Origin of the sequence: Duganella sp. HH101 (genome assembly GCF_001758795.1) — a bacterium.
In the GTDB taxonomy this organism is placed as follows: domain Bacteria; phylum Pseudomonadota; class Gammaproteobacteria; order Burkholderiales; family Burkholderiaceae_D; genus Rugamonas; species Rugamonas rivuli.
This window is the reverse complement of the sequence record NZ_LRON01000002.1, coordinates 499355-520599: the sequence shown is the minus strand read 5'-3', so window position 1 is coordinate 520599 and position 21245 is coordinate 499355. Positions and strand designations below refer to the sequence as shown.

Below are 21245 nucleotides of genomic sequence, written 5' to 3'. Positions count from 1 at the left end.
TTCTTTAATAATCAAGGCCCCAGTCGACAGTGATCTTCTTTGCGGCCTTGTCTACCTTGATGACAAACGCGTCCACAAATGGAATCAGGCGCTCCTGCGCCACAGCTTCTGGATCGGCATCGGGCAGAGCGGCTGGCTGGATGCGCAAGATCGACTGTGGACCATTGCTCATCATGTCAGTCACCGTACCGAGGTGCTCACCTTGCAAATTCACTACATCCAGACCGATCAACTCGGCCCAGTAAAACTCATCATCGGACAAGGCCGGGAAACGACTGCGCGGAACCGAAACAGCCGCGCCCTTCAGCGCTTCTGCGACGTTCCGATCGGTCACTCCCACCAGCTGCGCGACCACGTCGCCGCCATGCAGTTTGCACTGCTTGACTTCGACCTCGTGCAAGCTTGGCTTGTCGATCCACCAGGTTTTCACCGAGAGGAGTGCATCCGCATCTTCCGAGAAAGGGCGTACCCTCACCCAGCCAGCGACGCCATAAGCACCAAAGACAAAGCCTACTTGTGCCAGATCGTCGGGGACTTGCACCCCGGATGCATTCTTATCGGTCAAACCAGCAGCCAGACTTAAGCAGCTTTGTTCGAAGCTACCAGGCGAGCCACGGTAGGCGACAGTTGTGCGCCAACCGATTGCCAGTGAGCCAGACGGTCAGCGGTGATGCGCAGTGGCACTTCGCCACCGGATGCCATCGGGTTGTAGAAACCGATGCGCTCGATGAAACGGCCATCGCGACGATTGCGCGAGTCGGTTGCAACGATGTTGAAGAACGGACGCTTCTTGGCGCCTCCACGAGCTAAACGAATAACGACCATAATATTTCCAAAAAGTGTGCTAGGACGGAAAAAGCCGCAAATTATAGCGCGCTTTGCCGCGAAGCAGCAAGCGTTAATGAAATAATCGGGCAGATTGGGGTAATCGAAGATTATCCCCCGATCCGGCGTGCGGGGCAATAGCCTTGTCCATAAAAAAGGTCCGCCGGGGGCCGTATTATGACCGATACTGCATGTTTTCCGCCTACTGCTCAACAACTATGACTGTTTTGCACCACACTTCGCACAAAAACAAGACCTTCGCCACCCTGCTCGCCTTCCTGGCCGGCGGCCTGGGCCTGCAGCGCCTCTACCTGCGCGGCCTGCGCGATCCGTGGCTGTGGCTGCACCTGGCCTGCCTGCCCGCCAGCGCCGCCATCAGCGCCGCCTGGCCCGACGCCGACGGCTTCTACAAACTGCTGCCCATCATGGTCTCCGGCCTGGCCGGTTTCCTGGAGGCGCTGGTGCTGGGCCTGATGCCGGACGAGAAGTGGGACGCCCGCTTCAACCCCGCCTCCGGCAAGCAATCGAACACCCACTGGCCGCTGGCCGTGGTGCTGGTCGCCAGCATGATGGTGGGCGCGGGGAGCCTGATCGCCACCATCTCCCGCCTGTTTGACTTGTTGTACACTGGTGGCTCCTACGGTTAATAAGGAGAAAAGCATGAACCGTCCTATCCTCGCGGCCCTGGTCCTGGCCAGCCTGGCCTCCGCCGCCCAGGCGCAAACACCCAAAGAACAATACAACGCCGAATCCAAACGCATCACCACCCGCTACGCCGACGACAAGAAGCTGTGCGCGGAAGAAAGCAACTCGGCCGCCCGCATGCAATGCACGCGCGACGCCAAATCCGAATACGACAAATCGATGGCGCTGGCCAAGGCCCAGCTCAAGGCCTCCCCCGCCAAGCCGGGCGCTAGCTGCATGGAATGCGGCAAAGTGACCTCGGTCGTGGTCAGCGACAAAGCCGGTGAAGGCAGCGCGCTGGGCGTGATCGCCGGCGGCGTGGCTGGCGCCCTGCTGGGCAACCAGGTCGGCAGCGGCCATGGCCGCGAACTGGCCACCGTGGCCGGTGCGGCCGGCGGCGCCTACGCCGGCAAGAAGATCGAAGAAAAAGCCAAGTCCACCAAACAGTGGACCGTACACGTGCAGTACGACGACGGCAAACAGGTCAGCTTCAACTTCGACCACGATCCGCGCATGATGAGCGGCGACCGGGTCCGCAACAACAACGGCACCCTGGTCCGCAACTAGGCCAAATAAAAAGACAGCCTCCGGGCTGTTTTTTTTCGCCTGCAGCACCACATCTTGCATATTCGACCACCACAGGAGACCCCGTGCACCTTCCCGCCTTCCCCGCCCAATGGCAGCCTCTGGTAGACCAGGCCGCCACCACCCTGCGCACGCTGGCGCTCGACGAGAGCGCCAAGGAAAAATTCTGCAACGATCCGCTGCTGCGGCCCTACATGCACAAGATAGCGCAGCGCTACGTTGCCGGCCGCACAGTGACCGAGGCGCTGCAGCGGGTCGAACACATCATCGCCCAGGGCCATGCGGCCTCGGTCGAATACATGGGCGAGAGCGTGCGCGACGAAGCCTTCGCGATGGCCGAGACCGAAGTGTTCATGGAATTGACCAGGGCCATCGGCCAGCGCAACCTGAACTGCTCGGTCTCGCTCGACCTGTCGCACGTGGGCATGACGGTGGATACAGAGCTTGGCTACCGCAACACCCGCCGCATCGCGCTGGCCGCGGCCGAGATCAACCGCGAAGTGATGATCTCGATGGAGGGCGCCGACCGCGCCGACGACATCTACGCCATCTACGCCCGCCTGCACAGTGAAGACGGCTTGCACAACGTCGGCATCACCGTGCCGGCCAAGCGCCACCGCACCGCGCAGGACTTGCCGACGCTGATGAAAATCCCCGGCCGCATCCGCCTGGTGAAAGGCGCCTTCCTCGAATCGGCAGACATCTCCCACCACCGCAACAGCCCCGAGCTGGCCGCCGCCTACCGCCGCTACGCGCAGCAACTGCTGCTGAGCGGCCACAAGTGCTCGATCGCCACGCACGACCGCGGCATCCAGGGCGACCTCAGCGCGCTGATCCTGAAAGAGCGCATCGACCCGCGCTGGTTCGAATTCGAATCGCTGATCGGCCTCGGCACCGAGCAGATCGCCGAGCTGCACGCGCGCGGCTTCCCAACCCGCGAATACGCCGTCTTCGGCGACGAGCACTTCCTCTACGTGCTGAACCGCATCGCCGAAGAACCGGTGCGCGTGTACCAGGCCATCGTCGACGTCATGGCGGCATAAGCTGCCTGCATTAGTTTTAAAAATGTGACAATAAGTGAATTTCCAAGAGGAAAGGGTCGTTTATACTGCGCGGCCGCCACAGAGCGGCTGCGTCAGATAACAAATACCCATCCACTTCAAAGGAAATTCATGCACCTCCAGCACTACTCCGCAGCGCATACCCTGCGCCGATTGTTTGTCATCGCCGCGCTGTCGGTCAGCGCCATGCTGACTGGCTGCGCCAGCGTCTACGTCGACACCGCCACCAAGGAAATTCCCGTGTCGGCGATGAAAAAAGTCGCGCAGCCCAAGCCTGTACAGTTGACCTTCGAATTCCAGACCAAGGGCGCACCCAACGCCCGCGCCACCGAATTTCTGAAAGGCGCAGTCAGCGAGCAAATCAAGGCCAGCGGCCTGTTCGCCACGGTGGAAACCGCGCCGGCGACCGATCTCAGCGTACTCAGCGTCAAACTGGACAACATCCCGTTGACGGCCAACGCCGCCTCCCAAGGCTTCGTCACCGGCTTGACCTTTGGACTGGCTGGTACCGCCGTCACCGATGGCTATGTCTGCACGCTGCAATACCTGCCTGCCGGGCAGGAAAAGATGATCACCGTCAGTGCCAAGCATTCCATCCATACCACGCTGGGCAACGCCAGCCCGCCACCGACCGCCAAGAAGTCAGCCGATGCGTCGGAAGCCGTCAAAACCATGACGCACGAAGTCTTGAGCAACGCGCTGCGCGATCTGGCCGCAGATCCGTCATTCAATTAAGGAGCACGCATGAACCAACTCACACGCGCCGTCAGCGGCGCCGCAGCCTGCGTGCTGGCGATGCAGCTAACCGGCTGCGTCAGCATGAAAATGAGTCCGCCCACCGCCAACATAGACAACACGGCCAAGTTGCGCGGCGCCGCGCTGGCGCCGGCCAACGTCGGCGCCTTCACGCCAGCCGCCGGCAAGATTGCGGCGCTGGACCATGGCACCAGCGTGCGTGGCAACTCGCTCGGTTCGTCGGTCGATGATTCTTTCACCCAGTATCTGCGCGAAACCGTCAAGGTCGAGCTGACGGCCGCCGGCCTGTACGACGTCAAGGCCGGCACCGTCATCACCGGTACGCTAACCGACAGCGATCTGGATGCCGCGATGGGCACCGGCACCGGTATGCTGGCGGCGCGCTTTGTCGTCACGCGCGACGGCGCGGTGCGCTATGACCGCGAATTGAAAGTCAACTCGTCATGGGAGTCGTCATTCATGGGCGCGGTGGCCATCCCCGCCGCGGGCCGTGAATACGAGGCCCTATACCGCAAGCTGGTCTCTTCCCTGCTGAACGACACGGCCTTCCGCGCCGCACTGTCGAAGAACTAACCCCCTCAGAACAGCGCGCCTTGCAACGCACCGTAAGGCGCGTCGGGGGAGCGGGCGTCGGATGCATCCAGCCGCCCCCCCCTTTTTTTGCTCAAAGCGCCCTCGTCAATGCAGACGCAACTCCACCAGCGAGCGCATGCTGGATTCGGCCTCGCGCAGCGCGCGGTCGGATGGGCGGGCGCCGGCGGCCACCGCCCAGGCCAGCACCCACTGGCCGGCCCGGATTTCCTCGCCAGGCGTCTCGGCATGCAGCAGGCGCTGGGCCGCGATGTTCATGCGTCTGACCGCGTAGGTTTTGCGATCGCCGCCGACGGCAACGGGGGAAAGAACGATAGATTTCATACTGGACCTCGTAGTTGACATCCTCCTTGTACGCAGCGCGCACAACAACGGATTCAACTTTTGCAGGCCCGGCTTCAATCCTCCAGCGTCGCATGGAAGCCGCTGCCGCCGCGCTTCCAGTAGGCGGCCGCCCGGATCTGATGCTTGCCCAGGCCTTTCACGCCGACCAGCTCCTGCCGCACCGCCGCCATCGTCGCCGCCTCGCCCGCGCACCAGGCATAGCCGTCGCCGTCCGGCAGACTGAACGCACGCACCGCCGCCACCATTTCCTCATCATCGCCCACCCAACGCAGATCGACCTCGGCACTGCTGGCCAGCACGCGACGATCGGCCGCATCGCCCACCTTGGCGATCACGATCACCCGCACGCCAATCGGCAATTCTTCGAGACGGCGGGCAATCGCCGGCAAGGCGCTCTCGTCCCCGACCAGCAGCTGCCAGTCGTAATCGGCCGGAATGATGAACGAGCCGCGCGGCCCGCCGACGATCACCCGCTGCCCCGGCGTCGCCTGCGTCGCCCAGCGCGCGGCGGGGCCATCGCCATGCAGCGCGAACTCCAGGCACAGCTCGCCCGCGACCGGATCGAAACTGCGCGGCGTGTAGTCGCGCTTGACCGCACCCTCGCCCTGCCCCAGGATGAACTTGACGTGATCGTCGAACGAAGCGCTATGAAAATCATGCAAAGCCGCCCCGCGGAACGTGACGCGACGGAAATGCGCGCCGATATCGCGCACTTCGGCCACTTCCACCTCACGGATCTTGAGTTCATGCCGAACCCGCTGCACACGGCTGATTGGAGCGTCTATACTCATGTCTTTGCCTATCCAGATAATTGATAATGTCACCCATTATTCCCAAATCAAATGACAAAGTCAACCATTCTCGCGATCCCAACCTGGATGGCGTGCTCGATCTCGTGCATACGATCATGCACCAGTTCCGTTCGCAGCAATTCCAGGCCTTGCGCGAAGGCCAGCATGAGATGACGCCGATGGAAGGCAGGGTATTGGGATTTTTCGCGCGCCATCCGGGCAGCACGCAGAGCGACCTGGCCAAGCGCACCGGCAAGGACAAGGCGCAGTTGACGCGCCTGGTCACGGCGCTGCGCGAACGCGGGCTGCTGCAAGGCGAAGCCGACGCCGCCGACCGCCGCAATACGCGCCTGTCGCTGACCGACGCCGGCCGCGCCATCCAGCAAAAAATCAAACGCCAGGCCGAAGTCTTGAACACGCAAGCCCTGCAAGGCCTCAGCCCCGAGCAGCAGCAAACCTTGCGCAGCCTGCTGCTACAAGTCAAAGCCAACCTCGACGACTGCGCTTAGGGCCTGTTACGCAACAGCTACTTCAACCGACATCGCCGACGAATTGGGGTGCGGCATAGGCTTACCATCCGCCCTCATTCCCTCAAGATGAAACTCAATGGCTTCCTGGATAAGCGCCACGACCTCATTTCGCGTGACGCCCACCGCGACACATCCAGGCAAATCCGGCACGTATGCGCCAAAGGATTTGGGGCCCTCCTCAACAATAACCAGGAATTTCATTTTCACTCCTATCAGTTCCCGCGTTTTCATCTTAGCGTATCCGGGCAATCGAACTACGAAACGCTTAAGCTTCGACGAAAAAAAAGCGGCCCGAGGGCCGCTTTTGCTGGAGGCGAAAACGCCGCTTAGAACTGGTCTTCGCTCAAGGCCAGCACGCCGGCGCTGCCGTCGATGATGGCGATGCGCAGGCTCGATGCTTGCGACAGGATGTGGTCGGCGAAGAAACGCGCGGTGGCGATCTTGGCCTTGTAGAAGCTGGCGTCGCCTTCGTTGGCGTCCAGTTTCTGCTGCGCCACCAGGGCCGCGCGCGCCATCTGCCAGCCGCCCAGCACCAGGCCGGCCAGCTTCAGGTACAGCACGCTACCCGAGAACACACCCTTGATATCGCTCTTCATGTTGGCGACCACATAGTCCACCACCGCTTCCAGATCCTTGCTGCCGGACGACAGCTGCGCCAGGATAGCCTTGAAGTCGGCGCTATCCACCGCAGCCAGCTGCGCCTCGGTCGCGCGCACCTGGGCGATGATGCCCTTGGCCACGGCGCCGCCATCGCGCACGGTTTTGCGGCCAACCAGGTCATTGGCCTGGATCGCGGTCGTGCCTTCATAAATCGTCAGGATCTTCGAATCGCGGTAGTGCTGCGCCGCGCCGGTTTCTTCGATGAAGCCCATGCCGCCATGCACCTGCACGCCATCACGGGTAACGTCTTGCGACATCTCGGTCGACCAGCCCTTAATCACCGGCACCAGATACTCGTACACGGCTAGGTTGGCCTTGCGCACCTCGGCATCGGCATGGCTGTGCGCCACGTCGCTGATGCCGGCGCCGACATAGGCCAGCGCGCGCGCCGCCTCGGTCTGCGAACGCATCGACATCAACATGCGGCGCACATCAGGATGATGAATGATCGACACCGGACCAGCCGAACCAGCCAGATCGCGCGACTGCACGCGGTCCTTGGCGAAGGCCACGGCCTTCTGGTAAGCGCGCTCGGCCAGGCCGATGCCCTGCAAGCCGACGCCGAAGCGGGCCGCGTTCATCATGATGAACATGTATTCCAGGCCGCGATTCTCTTCGCCCACCAGCGTGCCGATGGCGCCGCCATGGTCGCCGAACTGCAGCACGGCGGTCGGGCTGGCCTTGATGCCCAGCTTGTGTTCGATCGACACGCAATGCGCATCGTTGCGCGCGCCCAGCGTGCCGTCGGCATTGACCAGGAACTTGGGCACGATGAACAGCGAAATACCCTTCACGCCAGGAGGCGCGTCCGGCGTGCGCGCCAGCACCAGGTGCACGATGTTCTCGGTGAAGTCGTGCTCGCCGTAAGTGATGAAGATCTTGGTGCCGAACACTTTGTAAGTACCATCGTCCTGCGGCACGGCGCGGGTGCGCACGGCGGCCAGGTCGGAACCGGCTTGCGGCTCGGTCAGGTTCATGGTGCCGGTCCATTTGCCCGACACCAGGTTTTCCAGATAGGTGGCTTTCTGCGCATCGCTGCCCGCGGTCAGCAGCGCTTCGATCGCGCCATCCGACAGCAGCGCGCACAGCGCGAACGAGATACTGCCCGCGTTGAGCATTTCGATGCACGGCGTCGCCAGCAGCTTCGGCAGGCCCTGGCCGCCGAACTCCACCGGATGCTGCACGCCTTGCCAGCCAGCTTCGGCGAAGGCCTTGAAGGCATCCTTGAAGCCTTTGGAAGTCGTCACCTGGCCATCGTGCCAGAAGCTCGGCTCTTTATCGCTCGGGTTGTTCAGCGGCGCCACCACGTTGGCGACGAATTTCGCGTTCTCTTCCAGCACGGCTTCGGCCGTGTCCGGGGTCGCGTCTTCATTGCCCGGCAGCGCGTTGACGCCGGCCAGGTCGGCCAGTTCGTTCATCACGAACAGCATGTCTTTCAGGGGTGCTTGATATGGCATCTTATCTCTCCAAGAAAAAGGCCACGGCAATCCGGTGTTCCGGATCAGCGTGGCCCTGTATTCACACTGGCTTGCTTAGCCCAGTTCTGCAACCAGTTGCGGCACGATGTCGAACAGATCGCCCACGATGCCGTAGTCGGCAACGGAGAAGATCGGCGCTTCAGGATCTTTGTTGATCGCGACGATCACCTTGGAATCCTTCATACCGGCCAAGTGCTGGATCGCGCCCGAGATACCGACGGCGATGTACAGCGTAGGCGCGACGATCTTGCCGGTCTGGCCGACTTGCCAGTCGTTCGGCACGTAGCCGGCGTCGACCGCGGCGCGCGATGCGCCCATGGCGGCGTTCAGCTTGTCTGCCAGCGGTTCCAGGATCTTGAACGCTTCGCCCGAGCCCATGCCGCGGCCACCGGAAACGATGATCTTGGCGGCGGTCAGTTCCGGACGGTCCGACTTGGCCAGCTCGCGGCCGACGAAGGCCGACTTGCCGTTGTCGGCAACAGCGGCGACGGTCTCGGTCGCAGCCGAACCGCCGGTGGCGGCAGCGGCGTCGAAGCCGGTCGAACGCACGGTGATGACCTTGATCTTGTCCGACGATTGCACGTAGGCGATCGCGTTACCGGCGTAGATAGGACGCTCGAAAGTGTCCGGCGAATCGACTTTGGTGATTTCCGAAATCTGCGCAACGTCCAGCTTGGCGGCGACGCGCGGCAGGATGTTTTTGCCGTAGGCGGTGGCCGGGGCCAGGATGTGGCTGTACGAACCGGCCAGCGCCAGCACTTGCTCGGCGATGTTCTCGGCCAGGCCGTCGGCGAAGTAAGCGGCGTCGGCCACGATAACTTTCGACACGCCGGCGATTTGCGCGGCAGCGGCAGCGGCGGCGCCGGCGTTCGAGCCAGCGACCAGGACGTGCACGTCGCCACCGCATTGTGCTGCGGCGGTCACGGTGTGGAGGGTGCTGCCTTTCAGGCTGGCGTTGTCGTGTTCTGCGATAACTAATGCGACCATGATTTATCCTTTAGATGACTTTAGCTTCGGTGCGCAGTTTTGCGACCAGGGTGGCGACGTCCGGAACCTTGATGCCGGCCGAGCGTTTTGCAGGCTCGACGACTTTCAGGGTTTTCAGACGCGGGGTCACATCGACGCCCAGGTCTTCTGGCTTGGTCACATCCAGCGGTTTTTTCTTGGCCTTCATGATGTTCGGCAGCGTCACATAGCGCGGCTCGTTCAGGCGCAGGTCGGTGGTGACGATGGCAGGCAGCGTCAGCGCCAGGGTTTCCAGGCCGCCGTCCACTTCGCGGGTCACGGTGACTTTGCCGTCTTCCAGCACCACTTTCGACGCGAACGTCGCTTGCGGCCAACCCAGCAGCGCTGCCAGCATCTGGCCGGTCTGGTTGGAGTCGTCGTCGATGGCCTGCTTGCCCAGGATGATCAGCTGTGGCTGTTCCTTGTCGGCCAGCGCCTTGAGCAGCTTGGCAACGGCCAGCGGCTCCAGCTCAACGGCGGTTTCCACCAGGATGCCGCGGTCGGCGCCGATCGCCATACCGGTGCGCAGGGTTTCCTGGCACTGGGTCACGCCGCACGATACGGCGACCACTTCGGTGACTTTGCCGGCTTCCTTGAGGCGCATCGCTTCTTCCAGAGCGATCTCATCGAATGGGTTCATCGACATTTTGACGTTGGCGATATCGACGCCCGTGCCGTCGGACTTGACGCGCACCTTGACGTTGTAGTCGACCACGCGTTTGACGGGTACCAAGACTTTCATAGCTGTGCCTTTGGAAAAATTAAAGAATTCGGGACTAAATTATGTGGGCTAGATTATATGAGAAATTCAGCCCGCACAAGAAAATAAAGCACGATCGTGCGTTTTTTAGCTAGTAGAAATCATCTAAAAAATAAATCTCTCAGACGATGTTTCTAGGAAAAATACGCAGCAGGATTATTTGCGCTGCATCAAAAAGACGAATTCGCGGCCGGTCTGGACATGCGACAACAGGGCGTTGCCCGTCTGTTTGGCGAAAGCCTGGAAGTCGCGCACGGAACCCGGGTCGGTAGCCATGATGCGCAGGACTTCCCCACTTTGCAACTCGGACAAGGCTTTCTTGGCCTTGAGGATCGGCAGCGGACAGTTCAAACCGCGCGCGTCGAGTTCTTTGTGGAATTCCATGATTTCGTTTTCAAGTATCGTGTCGCTCATCAAGAACCCGCATGTTTTGTTAGGACTGTCGTCATACTACTCCAAAACGGACCGCATGACGCGCTGCACCAAAATAGTTCATAGTGCGTTGCAAGTTTGCAACGGGAACTGGCAAGTATACAACAGCTCGCTCCAGACAACAACGGCCTGCGTAAGATACGCAGGCCGCATAGTTACTGCATTACAAGGCTTTCTAGCAACTTAGGCGCGCTCGCCCACCCATGCCGGAACCGCCGCCAGAGCAGCAGGCAAACCGCTAGGATCGGTACCGCCGGCTTGCGCCATATCGGGGCGTCCGCCGCCTTTTCCGCCCACTTGTTGTGCAACGAAGTTCACCAGCTCGCCGGCCTTGACCTTGGACGTAGCGTCCGCCGTCACGCCCGCGATCAGGCTGACTTTGCCGTCGGCGACGCTGGCCAGCACGATGGCGGCGGTCTTCAGCTTGTCCTTCAGCTTGTCCATGGTTTCGCGCAGGCGGGCCACGTCGGCGCCATCCAGCACGGCAGCCAGCACCTTGATGCCGTTGACATCGACCGCTTGCGTGACCAGCTCATCGCCCTGGCCCGAAGCCAGTTTCGATTTCAGCGCGGCCAGTTCCTTCTCCAGCGCCTTGACGTGGTCCTGCACCTGGCCGATACGCGCGGTCAGCTCTTCCGGGGTCGCCTTCAACGCCGCCGAAGCTTCCAGCAGGCGACGGTTCATAGCCTGCACCAGCGCCACCGCGCCTTCGCCGGTCACGGCTTCCACGCGGCGGATACCGGCCGCAACGCCGCCTTCCGAGATGATCTTGAACAGGCCGATGTCGCCGGTGCGGTGCACGTGCACGCCGCCGCACAGTTCTTTCGAGCTGCCGATGTCCATCACGCGCACTTCATCGCCGTACTTCTCGCCGAACAGCGCCATCGCCCCATGCTTGACGGCGTCGTCGAACGACATGTGGTGCTGCTGGACCGAGGTGTTGGCCAGCACTTCGCGGTTGACGATGGCTTCCACCTGGGCGATCTGCTCGGCGGTCATCGGTGCGTTGTGGCTGAAGTCGAAACGGGCCTTGTCGGGATCGACCAGCGAACCTTTCTGTGCCACGTGCGAACCCAGCACTTCGCGCAGGGCTTTGTGCATCAGGTGGGTGGCCGAGTGGTTGCGGATGGTGCGCGCGCGCTTGGCTTCGTCCACGTTGGCGCTGACGGCGTCGCCGACCTTCAGCGAACCGGATTCCAGCACGCCGTGGTGGCCGAACACATCGGCTTGAATCTTCAGCGTATCGCTGACGGCGAACTGCGCCGCGCCGGTGGCGATCACGCCCTGGTCGCCGACCTGGCCGCCCGATTCAGCGTAGAACGGCGTGGTGTCCAGCACCACGATGCCGGCCTGGCCAGCCTTCAGTTCCTGCACCGGCGTGCCGGCTGCGTACAGCGCCACGATCTTGCTGTTGTGGGTCAGGTTGTCGTAGCCGACGAATTTGTTTTTCTCGCCGGTGTACTCGACCTTGGCGTCCTTGGTCGACTTGCCGCCTTTGCGCGACAGCTCCTGGCTTTCCTTCAGCGCGGCGTCGTAGCCAGCCTGGTCGAACTCGATATCGCGTTCGCGGCAGATGTCGGCCGTCAGGTCCGGCGGGAAGCCGTAGGTTTCGTACAGCGTGAACGCGGTGGCGCCGTCGATGCCCTTGCCATCCTTGGCCAGCTGGGCTTCCAGCACTTTCATGCCGGTTTCCAGCGTCTCGCCGAAACGCTCCTCCTCGGCCTTCAGCATCTGGGCCACGCGGTCCTTGGCTTCTTCCAGCTCGGGATAGGCGGCGCCCATCTCGATCGCCAGGTCGGCCACCAGCTTGTAGAAGAACGGCTTGGTCTGGCCCAGCTTGTGGCCGTGGCGCAGCGCGCGGCGGATGATGCGGCGCAGGACGTAGGCGCGGCCTTCGCTGCCAGGGATCACGCCGTCGACGATCATGAACGCCGAAGCGCGGATGTGGTCGGCGATCACGCGCAGCGATTTGTTTTCCAGGTCGGTGGCGCCGGTTTCGCGCGCGGCGGCCTTGATCAGGGCCTGGAACAGGTCGATCTCGTAGTTCGAATGCACGTGCTGCAGCACGGCGGCCAGGCGCTCCATGCCCATGCCGGTGTCGACGCACGGCTTCGGCAGCTTGTGCATCACGCCCGCTTCGTCGCGGTTGAACTGCATGAACACCAGGTTCCAGATTTCGATGAAGCGGTCGCCGTCTTCGTCGGGCGAGCCTGGAGGGCCGCCCGGAATGTCGGCGCCGTGGTCGTAGAAGATCTCGGTGCACGGGCCGCATGGGCCGGTGTCGGCCATCTGCCAGAAGTTGTCCGACGCGTAGCGCGCGCCCTTGTTGTCGCCGATGCGGATGATGCGCTCTTTCGGCACGCCCACTTCGTTGGCCCAGATATCGTAGGCTTCGTCGTCTTCCATGTAGACGGTCACGGTCAGCTTGTCGACCGGCAGGGCGTAGACCTTGGTCAGCAGTTCCCATGCGTAGTTGATGGCGTCGCGCTTGAAGTAGTCGCCGAAGCTGAAGTTACCCAGCATCTCGAAGAACGTATGGTGACGCGCGGTGTAGCCGACGTTTTCCAGGTCGTTGTGCTTGCCGCCGGCGCGCACGCAGCGCTGCACGGAGGTGGCGCGGGTGTACGGACGGCTGTCGGTACCGGTGAACACGTCCTTGAACTGCACCATGCCGCTGTTGGTCAGCAGCAGGGTCGGGTCGTTGCCAGGCACCAGGGAGCTGGAACGGACAATCGAATGACCCTTGGATTCAAAAAACTTGAGGAATTTGTCGCGGATTTCAGATGATTTCATGTCGTAAGCAGTGGTAGCTGGCAAATGCAAAGGGTTGATTATATATGACCGTGAGAGTCATAGGGTCATAGTAGACGTTGCAAAATGACTTCGCCGGCCATTGAAGAGAGCGCCAGCAAATGAGCGCGCAGGCAGCCGAAGGAAAGCCTCGTGAATTCGACTACTGTTCGGTGTATTTCTTCAGGATCGAGTAGTAGCGGCGGGTCCCATCGCTCCCAAGCCAATCCCACATGGATTCCACCTGGGCGCGATGGGCATCGTAATAGGCCTGGCTGCTCCCTACCCATACCAGGACTCTGGAGACTGGCTTTTCCAGCCTTACTATATCGCCGTGAAAGTGGGTCTCGACATATTTGTCCATGTCGCCGGGCGTCATTAACGAGAGGGCAAAGGCGTCAACTCGCCCGCGCCGCAGCTTTTCGAAATTGGCGCTGGCCGAAGTCGAACCGAGGTCCAGCCTGGCTCCGGCGCGCTGCAAGATCGTGCCATAAGTGGCGCCATGCGTCATGCCGACCTGGCGGTCGCGCACAAAGTCCAGCGGATCGGTTTCCCGGTTGATGCCTTCCTGGGCCCGCACGAACAGCACCACAACGATGGGCGTGGCGCGTTTGGCATCGGGTTTGCCTTGCGCATCGCGCGGTATCACGATGCCGGCCTGGCCGTCGGCAGTAATATCGACCGGCGCAAAATCCACGGCGCCGCTGCTCAACGCCGTTCGCAAACGTAGAACAGGCAAGCGCACAAGAACAAGCGAGCAATTGCCGCTGGCCGCAAACTCCCGCGCAAATTCAACTCCCGCCCCCGGCGGGTCCGGCACCGCCTGGCCTTCGCCAAGCCAGTACGGAGGGCGGTGCTGATTGGGATAGGCATAGCGCACTTCCCCGCAAGCGGCGTAGGCGCCGCTGGCGGAACACAGGATCATTGCTGTGGCGATCAAGGCAAGTCGATTCATGGCGATTTTATTGTAGGCCAATCGTCATGATGAGCAAAGTTAAAAGAATAACAGGGGGGTGTGGGCATTTTAAAACGTCCTCTTAGGCGAAACCCGGCCCGATCAAATCGATACGGTCGGTGCAAAAGCCGTCCACGCCCCATGACAGGATCTCCCTGCCCCGCCCGGGATCGTTGACGGTGTAGCAAAACAGCCCATAGCCGGCCGCCTTGATCTGCGCCGCCAGTTCCGGCGTCAGATGCTTCTGGTTGGTGTGGATGGCCACCGCGCCCAGTTCCCGCGCCTGCGCCTGCCAGTCAGCGGGGATGCGGTCCAGCAGGTAGCCACGCGGCAGGTCGGACGCGGCGTCGCGGGCGGCGGCGAGCGCCTCGAAGCTGAACGAGGACAGCAGCGGCACGGCGGCCGGGTCGCCGGCGGCGATTTCATCGGCAAAGGACTCGCGTGTCACTTTTGCAACCCAGCTGCCGGTCTCGCGCTCGAAGCCGTCGGCCGGCTTGATTTCCACATTCATCCAGATGCGCTGCTGCTTGCAATAATCGATAAACTGGGTGAAGAATGGCACCGGCTCATCGCGGAACTGCGGCCCCAGCCAGCTGCCGGCATCCATGCCCGACAACTCGATGGCATCCGTGGTGGCCACGCTGCCCTGCCCCGCCACCGTGCGGCCGAAGTCGGGATCGTGCATCACCATGCCGATGCCGTCGCGCGACAGCATCACGTCGAACTCGACCGCGCGGAAGCCGTAGGCCAGCCCGGCGCGCAGGCCGGCGATGGTGTTTTCCGGCGCCAGCGTGCCGCCGCCGCGATGTGCAACGATTCTTGGGTAAGGCCACATGGTGGATGCCTCGAAAGATGGAAACGATGTCAACATTATCACGAATGCGGCGGGCGTCAAATAGGCTGCGGCGGCAGGCAGGCATGCTGATGCTCGCGCTGGCGGCCTGCGCCGCCGCGCCGCAGGCCGCCGAACTGACCCAGCAACTGGTGGAAGCCCGCGCCGCCCAACTGTACGCGGCGCGGCTGAACGACCACGTGCTCGACGCCGACACCCGCTTCACCGCCCGCGTCACCAACATCGCCGCCACCCTGATCGCCCGCGCCAGGCGCGACTATCCGGAAACCGCCGACTGGGACTGGGAAGTCCACACCACCAACGATCCCGACCAGAACGCCGACTGCATGGCCGGCGGCAAAATCCTGGTCAGCCAGGCCTACGTGCAGCGGCTGGAGTTGGCCGACGCCGAACTGGCCATGCTGCTGGCGCATGAAATCGAACACGCCGCCCTGCACCACAACCTGAAGGAATACCAGCAGGCGCTGCGGCTGGAGCCGCGCTGGGCCGGGCGCCCCTTCCTCGAACTGGAACACGCGGTCGACCACGACAGCGCCCTGATCGACCAGCTGGCCGCGACCAACTACGAGCAGGAAGCCGAAGCCGACCGCGAAGGCATGCAGCTGGCCTGGCGCGCCGGCTGGCCGGCGGAGCAGCTGGCCGGCTATTTCAAGAAGATGTTCCGGGGCAGCGTCTCGCCGCGCCGCAGCAAGCCCGACTACCCGTCGCCGCTGACGCGCTGGCAGGCCGCGCGCGCCTTGGCCGCCGTCTTGCAAAAAAATCAGGTGCACGCGCCGGACTGAGCCACTACACTAGCGGCCTGATTGGATTACTCAAAAGGTTACACACATCATGACAGCTCCAAAAGCGCTAGGCCATATCCGCGTCCTCGACCTGAGCCGGGTGTTGGCGGGACCGTGGTGCTCGCAGAATCTGGCCGACCTCGGCGCCGACGTCATCAAGATCGAACGTCCCGGCAGCGGCGATGACACCCGCGCCTGGGGCCCGCCCTACGCCAGGGACGCCGCAGGCCGCGACACCACCGAAGCAGCCTACTACCTGGCCGCCAACCGCGGCAAGCGCTCGGTGACGATCGACATCGCCAGCGCCGACGGCCAGGCGCTGATCCGCGAGCTGGCCAGCCATTGCGACGTGGTGCTGGAAAACTTCAAGGTCGGCCAGCTCAAGCGCTACGGCCTGGACTATGAATCGCTGAAAGCCATCAAGCCCGACCTGGTCTACTGCTCCGTCACCGGTTTCGGCCAGGACGGCCCGTACGCGCACCGCGCCGGCTACGACTTCCTGATCCAGGGCATGGGCGGCCTGATGTCCGTCACCGGCGAGCGCGACGACCTGCCCGGCGGCGGCCCGCAGAAAGCCGGCGTGGCGCTGACCGACCTGATGACCGGCATGTACGCCACCATCGCCATCCTGGCCGCGCTGACCCACCGCGACCGCAGCGGCGAAGGCCAGTACATCGACATGGCGCTGCTGGACGTGCAGGTGGCGATGCTGGCCAACATGGGCAGCAACTACCTCAACAGCGGCAAGCCGCCCAAGCGCTGGGGCAACGCGCATCCGAACATCGTGCCCTACCAGACCTTCCAGTGCGCCGACGGCTACATCATCGTCGCCACCGGCAACGACGGCCAGTATCAGAAGTTCGTGGAAGTGGGCGGCCGCGGCGACCTGGCCCAGCACGAGCGCTACGCCACCAACCCGCTGCGCGTGCAGCACCGCGACGAGCTGGTGCCGCTGCTGGCCGAGATGGTGCTGGCGCAGCCGCGTGATTTCTGGATCGACCAATTGGAAGCGGTCGGCGTGCCATGCGGCCCGATCAACAACCTCGACGATGTCTACAAAAATCCGCAAGTGCTGGCGCGTGAGCTGGTGATGAACGTACCGCACCCGACCGCCGGCACCACCAGGCTGGTGCGCAGCCCGATGAAGATGTCGCTGACGCCGACCGACAACGCCGTCGCGCCGCCGCTGCTGGGCCAGCACACCGACGAAATCCTGCGCGACATGCTGGGCCAGAGCGACGAAGACATCGCCGCCCTGCGCGCACAGGGGGTGCTGTGATGATGGAAAAACTGATCGCGGAACTGAAGCGGCTGTACCTGCTCGAAGACCAGGAGTGCTTCCCAGCGGGCGAGCTGACGCCTGAGATGCTGGCGCAGCACCTGGGCGGCGACAAGACCATCGCCCTCAACCTGGTCTCCGACAACGGCCTGGTGCGGACGATGATCGTCGACTTCAACCGCATGGGCGACGCGCCGGCCTTGCAGCACTGGGACCGCCTGTGCGGCGTGGCCAATGCGCTGCAAGACCAGCTGGGTTTGCCCGCGCCGGCGGTCAGCATCAACGGCGGCAACGGCTATGCGCTGTGGCTGTCGCTGGAGAGGCCGGTCCCGCTGAACCAGGCGCAGCATTTCCTGCACCTGCTGCGCAAGACCTACTTCCCCGACATACCGAACGAAGAGATCGGCCTGCGTCCCGACACGCTGACCAGCACCACGGCCGAACTGCCGCCCTGCCTGCACATGGGCAGCGGCACCTGGGCCGCGTTCATCAATCCCGGCATGGGCGCATCGTTCGCGGACGACACCGGCTTGGAGATGATGCCGCCGTATGCGGCGCAGGCTGCGTTCCTGGAAGGACTGCAAGGCATCAGCGACAAGCAGTTCACGCAAGCCATCACCATCATGCACCCGCCGCACGGCAAGGAACGCACGCACAAGACGCCAACGCCGGCGGCGCATTCGGCGCCAGCCGGCCTGCTGCTGAAGGACGCGACGCTGGAAGACATCATCCAGCACCTGCACGAGAAAAACATCGAGCCGACCTTCAGGCATGTGATTCCCAAAGACTCATTCTCTTGAACGTTTCCGTTCAGGCCGCCGCGAAGGCGGCCTGCCTCCTGGTGGTTACGAACTGATGCGCAAGTCGCGCTTGAGCTCCATGACCTGCCCGTGCATGTAATTGACCGCGCTGCGCATATGGGCCGACAGCCGCGGCACGTTGATGCACACCTGCCGGGCGCGCTCAGCCAGCCGCTCCATTTCACGCACCAGTTTGTGGATGCGCATTTGGTCCTGGGACAGCAATACTTCCCTGGCCGTATCGGACTGCCGGTCCAGGCGCTGGATGCTGTCGCGCAGTTCGCCGGGGATGTAAGGCTCTGCCGAACAGGCTTGCGCCGCCTGCCCTATCGCTTGCTCCAATAAATGAAAACGATGCTGGATGTCGTTCGTTTGCAGCATGATGAACTCCTCCTCTGTTTGCTCAGGCACAGGCGTGCCCGTGCAGATTCGACAGTGGAGGCCGCCGCCAGTTTCGACGCAAGGGACGCCGATCGCGGCAGCACTGACGCAGATCAGCGCGCCCTCAAATTTAGCCGCCGCAAACCGGCAGCGCCAGCGCCTGCAGCACCTCGCCCTTGTCCGTCTGCACAAAGGCCGCGATGCCCAGCTTGCCCGCCACCGCACCCGCCGGCAGCGGCAAAGTCCGGCTGACCACCGCGCCGCCCGACGACAACGGCGCCGGCGCCAGCCACTCCCGCACGACGAAATCATGCCGCAGCAAGCGGCCGCGATTCTCGCCCGCCCTCACCTGGCTGGCCACGCCATTCTCGACCAGCGCGACAAACAACTTCCCCTCGCGCCCGGACTTGGCCGTGACGGCAACTGGCAAGCCACCAGCATCGGCCGCCCCCAGCGTGATGGCGATGTCCGCCTGCGCCGCCAAGCCATTGATACGCTTGACCGTCTCCACCACGCCGCGCGGCCAACCGCGCTGCTCCTTGCCGCCGACAAAAATCTCCGGCGTGTAGATCGTGCGCGAGCCGGCCAGGTCGCTCAGCCAGCGCTGGCGTTCGGTAAAGGTCTTGCTGGAAAACGGATCTTTCCAGCCGATGTAATTCCAGTAGTCGACATGCTCCGACAACAGCACCGCCTGCTGCGCCGACACACCCTCGCCGCGCAAGCCGCTGACGTACTGATCGGCCGGCGGACAACTGCTGCATCCCTCGGACGTGTACAACTCCAGCAAGGCGATGCGATAAGCGGGACTCTGCGCGCTGCAAGCGGCGGCCAGCGCTGGCGGAATATTCAGCGCGGCCGCAGCGGCCAGGCTCAGGATGAAATGCTTCACGGCGTCTCCAGGTCTCAGTACGATCCACCTTGGTCGCGCCGCCGGCCCCAGCCTTACAGCCTTTGTAAGAAGATGTTAAAAGATGGACAAATATCTATTTTGCAAGCTATCCTCCCGGCATGGTCAATCCTCGAAGAAGCTACCTGCCGGGACTGCTTGTCACCGGACTGCTGCACATAGCGATCATCTATGCATTCATGCAGCGCCAGCACATGGCCGACACGCCGCGCGCGCACCGGGAAGAGATCCAATGGCTGCTGCCGATGGCCCGTCCCGCCATCGAGCCGCCGCGCCAACCGCAAAGCAAACCGCAGACCAAGCCCGCACCGCAGCCCATCGCCACACCGCCGCTGCGAGCCGTCGCACCACCAAAAGCCGCCGACGCCCCGGCCGCTCAGCCGGATCCGCAGCCGCCGGCAGCCGCCTTGCCCGACGATCCGTTCGCCCAGGCGCCGGCCTCGCAACGCCCGCAGAGCGCCAGCGACATCCTCAACCAGGCCAAACTGGACGTGGGAAAAATCGACAAGGAACTGCGCGCAAGCTATCGGCAGCGCCCGCCGGAGCCGCCGCCGGACAGCAAGCAAGCCCGCCTGGAGCGCGGCATCAGCGCCGCGCACGACGCGGTGCCGCCGAAGTGGTACCAGGGCGCCCGGATCGTCGAACTGAGCACGCCAGACGGCGAGAACAAGACGCGCACCTACAAAATCATCACCGCCGTCGGCGAGTACTGCATCCACATCCGCCCGGACGGCCGCAAGAGCTACACCCTCTGCCCCAAATGATCAGCGCTCGGCCTGCGCCAGCGGCGCCAGCCGGCGCAGGCGCAGCGCCACCAGCATGGCCAGCGTCAGCGTAAAGCCCAGCACCAGCACCACGCCCGGCCAACCGCCGCGCCCCCACATCACGCCCGTCGCCGAACCGACCACGCTGGAGCCGAGATAGTAGAAGAACAGATATAAGGCCGACGCCAGCGCCTTGTTGCTGGTGGCCCGCCGTCCCACCCAGCTGCTGGCGATCGAATGCGAAGCGAAGAAGCCGTAGGTGAACAGCGCCACGCCGACGACGATCAACGGCAGCCAGTCCGACAAGGTCAGCAGCAGGCCGGCGAACATGATGGTCATCACCGCCCACAGCACATGGCGGCGGCCGTAACGATCCGCCAGCCGCCCCGCCCACACCGAGCCATAAATCCCCAGCAGATACATGAACGACACGGCCCCCACCAGGCTCTGGCTGAAGTGAAACGGCGCCGCCAGCAAGCGATAGGCGATGTAGTTGTACAGGCTGATAAAACTCCCCATCAGCAGGAAGGACAACACAAACAACCACGGCAATCCCGCATCGGACAGATGCAAGCGGAAGCCGCTCGGCAGCGCGCGCCAGCCACTATGCACCGGCACGAAATGCCGCGACGCCGGCAAGGAGCGCCAGAATTCCCAGGCCGCCAGCAGGCCGGCCACCCCCACCGCCGCCAGCGCCAGCCGCCACGAGAAATGGTCGCTCAGCACCGACGAGATCACCCGCCCCGCCATGCCGCCGAACGCGCTGCCGCTGATGTACAAGCCCATCGACACCCCCAGCGAAGTCGGCTCCATCTCCTCGCCCAGATAGGCCATGGCGATCGCCGGCATGCCGCCCAGCGCCACGCCCAGCGTCGCGCGCATCGCCAGCAGCTGCGTATAGCTCTGCGCAAACGCGCACAAGATCGTCAGCAGCGCCGCCACTACCATCGCCACCACCATCAGCGGCTTGCGGCCCAGCCGCTCCGACACCGCGCTCGACGCCACCAGCGACACCGCCAGCGCCCCGGTCGACACCGACAGCACCATGCTGCTCTGCGCCGCGCTCAGCGCGAACTCGTGCGACAGCACCGGCATCAGCGGCTGCACGCTGTACAACAGGGCGAACGCCGAAAAGCCGCCGAAGAACAGCGCCCGGCTGCTGCGCTTGAATTCGGGACTGCCGACGGCGATGTGGGAGATTGCGGCGGCGCTCAACGACATGATGGTGATC

Annotated in this window: 26 protein-coding genes; 11 read left to right on the top strand and 15 right to left on the bottom strand. The window is 63.3% G+C overall.

All coding sequences use genetic code 11. The features are described 5' to 3' along the window. Positions 1-4: 4 nt before the first annotated feature. Positions 5-565 (bottom strand): ribosome maturation factor RimM, encoded by a 561-nt coding sequence (rimM, locus tag DUGA2_RS05050; RefSeq protein WP_070267603.1) that lies wholly within the window; start codon positions 563-565, stop codon positions 5-7. Between the two features lie 14 nt (positions 566-579). Beyond that, positions 580-825 (bottom strand): 30S ribosomal protein S16, encoded by a 246-nt coding sequence (gene rpsP, locus DUGA2_RS32445; RefSeq protein WP_008446017.1) that lies wholly within the window; start codon positions 823-825, stop codon positions 580-582. 218 nt (positions 826-1043) lie between these two features. Between rpsP and DUGA2_RS05045 the strand changes: the two genes are divergently transcribed. From DUGA2_RS05045 to DUGA2_RS05025, 5 genes are all read left to right on the top strand, one after another. Beyond that, positions 1044-1472 (top strand): hypothetical protein, encoded by a 429-nt coding sequence (locus DUGA2_RS05045; protein ID WP_070267601.1) that lies wholly within the window; start codon positions 1044-1046, stop codon positions 1470-1472. 13 nt (positions 1473-1485) lie between these two features. Continuing rightward, positions 1486-2076 carry a glycine zipper 2TM domain-containing protein gene (locus DUGA2_RS05040; protein WP_070267598.1) on the top strand — a complete coding sequence of 197 codons (591 nt, stop codon included), beginning with the start codon at positions 1486-1488 and terminating at the stop codon, positions 2074-2076. An 83-nt stretch (positions 2077-2159) separates the two neighbouring features. After that, complete coding sequence (locus DUGA2_RS05035; protein ID WP_070267596.1) at positions 2160-3137, top strand: proline dehydrogenase family protein; 978 nt, start codon at positions 2160-2162, stop codon at positions 3135-3137. A gap of 129 nt (positions 3138-3266) precedes the next feature. Further along, positions 3267-3890: a hypothetical protein gene (locus DUGA2_RS05030; RefSeq protein ID WP_070267592.1), complete on the top strand. Its 624-nt coding sequence runs from the start codon at positions 3267-3269 to the stop codon at positions 3888-3890. Between the two features lie 9 nt (positions 3891-3899). After that, positions 3900-4484: a hypothetical protein gene (locus tag DUGA2_RS05025; RefSeq protein WP_229214591.1), complete on the top strand. Its 585-nt coding sequence runs from the start codon at positions 3900-3902 to the stop codon at positions 4482-4484. A gap of 105 nt (positions 4485-4589) precedes the next feature. Here the strand turns inward: DUGA2_RS05025 and DUGA2_RS33340 are convergent, their stop codons facing one another. Together DUGA2_RS33340 and DUGA2_RS05020 are read right to left on the bottom strand one after the other, a co-directional pair. After that, positions 4590-4826, bottom strand: coding sequence for a hypothetical protein (locus DUGA2_RS33340; RefSeq protein ID WP_141753192.1), 237 nt, complete (start codon positions 4824-4826; stop codon positions 4590-4592). Positions 4827-4900: 74 nt separating this feature from the next. Beyond that, the gene (locus DUGA2_RS05020; RefSeq protein ID WP_229214598.1) at positions 4901-5575 is read right to left on the bottom strand and encodes a siderophore-interacting protein; all 675 of its coding nucleotides are present in this window, start codon (positions 5573-5575) and stop codon (positions 4901-4903) included. Between DUGA2_RS05020 and DUGA2_RS34350 the strand changes: the two genes are divergently transcribed. Together DUGA2_RS34350 and DUGA2_RS05015 are read left to right on the top strand one after the other, a co-directional pair. Continuing rightward, positions 5495-5662 carry a hypothetical protein gene (locus tag DUGA2_RS34350; RefSeq protein WP_229214599.1) on the top strand — a complete coding sequence of 56 codons (168 nt, stop codon included), beginning with the start codon at positions 5495-5497 and terminating at the stop codon, positions 5660-5662. The genes DUGA2_RS05020 and DUGA2_RS34350 overlap by 81 nt on opposite strands. 68 nt (positions 5663-5730) lie before the next feature. Continuing rightward, on the top strand, positions 5731-6147 hold the full coding sequence (locus DUGA2_RS05015) for a MarR family winged helix-turn-helix transcriptional regulator (RefSeq protein ID WP_229214590.1): 417 nt from the start codon (positions 5731-5733) through the stop codon (positions 6145-6147). A gap of 6 nt (positions 6148-6153) precedes the next feature. On the opposite strand, the gene DUGA2_RS05010 is transcribed toward DUGA2_RS05015, so the two are convergent. From DUGA2_RS05010 to ugpQ, 8 genes are all read right to left on the bottom strand, one after another. Then, positions 6154-6369 (bottom strand): type II toxin-antitoxin system HicB family antitoxin, encoded by a 216-nt coding sequence (locus DUGA2_RS05010; protein ID WP_070267678.1) that lies wholly within the window; start codon positions 6367-6369, stop codon positions 6154-6156. Between the two features lie 125 nt (positions 6370-6494). Continuing rightward, positions 6495-8285: an acyl-CoA dehydrogenase gene (locus DUGA2_RS05005; RefSeq protein WP_070267585.1), complete on the bottom strand. Its 1791-nt coding sequence runs from the start codon at positions 8283-8285 to the stop codon at positions 6495-6497. Between the two features lie 75 nt (positions 8286-8360). After that, the gene (locus tag DUGA2_RS05000) at positions 8361-9293 is read right to left on the bottom strand and encodes an electron transfer flavoprotein subunit alpha/FixB family protein (protein ID WP_070267583.1); all 933 of its coding nucleotides are present in this window, start codon (positions 9291-9293) and stop codon (positions 8361-8363) included. A 10-nt stretch (positions 9294-9303) separates the two neighbouring features. After that, positions 9304-10053: an electron transfer flavoprotein subunit beta/FixA family protein gene (locus DUGA2_RS04995; protein ID WP_008445986.1), complete on the bottom strand. Its 750-nt coding sequence runs from the start codon at positions 10051-10053 to the stop codon at positions 9304-9306. A gap of 174 nt (positions 10054-10227) precedes the next feature. Then, positions 10228-10485, bottom strand: a complete 258-nt coding sequence (locus tag DUGA2_RS04990) for a sulfurtransferase TusA family protein (RefSeq protein WP_008445984.1) — start codon at positions 10483-10485, stop codon at positions 10228-10230. 201 nt (positions 10486-10686) lie between these two features. Further along, positions 10687-13296 (bottom strand): alanine--tRNA ligase, encoded by a 2610-nt coding sequence (alaS, locus tag DUGA2_RS04985; protein WP_070267582.1) that lies wholly within the window; start codon positions 13294-13296, stop codon positions 10687-10689. Positions 13297-13456: 160 nt separating this feature from the next. Continuing rightward, entirely contained in the window at positions 13457-14248 is a 792-nt protein-coding gene (locus DUGA2_RS04980; protein WP_070267676.1) for a hypothetical protein, read from the bottom strand. An 82-nt stretch (positions 14249-14330) separates the two neighbouring features. Beyond that, a complete protein-coding gene (gene ugpQ / locus DUGA2_RS04975; protein ID WP_070267580.1) occupies positions 14331-15083 on the bottom strand; it encodes a glycerophosphodiester phosphodiesterase in 753 nt (250 codons plus the stop codon). A gap of 83 nt (positions 15084-15166) precedes the next feature. Between ugpQ and DUGA2_RS04970 the strand changes: the two genes are divergently transcribed. Genes DUGA2_RS04970 through DUGA2_RS04960 form a run of 3 tightly spaced genes read left to right on the top strand, consistent with a single transcriptional unit; the run spans position 15167 to position 17962 of the window. After that, positions 15167-15883: a M48 family metalloprotease gene (locus DUGA2_RS04970; protein ID WP_070267578.1), complete on the top strand. Its 717-nt coding sequence runs from the start codon at positions 15167-15169 to the stop codon at positions 15881-15883. A gap of 49 nt (positions 15884-15932) precedes the next feature. Then, positions 15933-17162, top strand: a complete 1230-nt coding sequence (locus tag DUGA2_RS04965; protein ID WP_070267577.1) for a CaiB/BaiF CoA-transferase family protein — start codon at positions 15933-15935, stop codon at positions 17160-17162. Further along, on the top strand, positions 17162-17962 hold the full coding sequence (locus DUGA2_RS04960; RefSeq protein WP_083296210.1) for a hypothetical protein: 801 nt from the start codon (positions 17162-17164) through the stop codon (positions 17960-17962). The genes DUGA2_RS04965 and DUGA2_RS04960 overlap by 1 nt, the downstream gene beginning before the upstream one ends. 45 nt (positions 17963-18007) lie before the next feature. Here DUGA2_RS04960 and DUGA2_RS04955 read toward each other — a convergent pair whose 3' ends face one another. Both DUGA2_RS04955 and DUGA2_RS04950 read right to left on the bottom strand, forming a co-directional pair. After that, on the bottom strand, positions 18008-18343 hold the full coding sequence (locus tag DUGA2_RS04955; protein ID WP_070267673.1) for a hypothetical protein: 336 nt from the start codon (positions 18341-18343) through the stop codon (positions 18008-18010). A 130-nt stretch (positions 18344-18473) separates the two neighbouring features. After that, entirely contained in the window at positions 18474-19232 is a 759-nt protein-coding gene (locus DUGA2_RS04950) for a thioredoxin family protein (RefSeq protein WP_070267576.1), read from the bottom strand. A 119-nt stretch (positions 19233-19351) separates the two neighbouring features. Here DUGA2_RS04950 and DUGA2_RS04945 point away from each other — a divergent pair, with 119 nt between their 5' ends. Next, a complete protein-coding gene (locus tag DUGA2_RS04945) occupies positions 19352-20014 on the top strand; it encodes a hypothetical protein (protein WP_141753191.1) in 663 nt (220 codons plus the stop codon). On the opposite strand, the gene DUGA2_RS04940 is transcribed toward DUGA2_RS04945, so the two are convergent. After that, on the bottom strand, positions 20015-21235 hold the full coding sequence (locus tag DUGA2_RS04940) for an MFS transporter (protein WP_070267573.1): 1221 nt from the start codon (positions 21233-21235) through the stop codon (positions 20015-20017). Positions 21236-21245 lie beyond the last annotated feature (10 nt).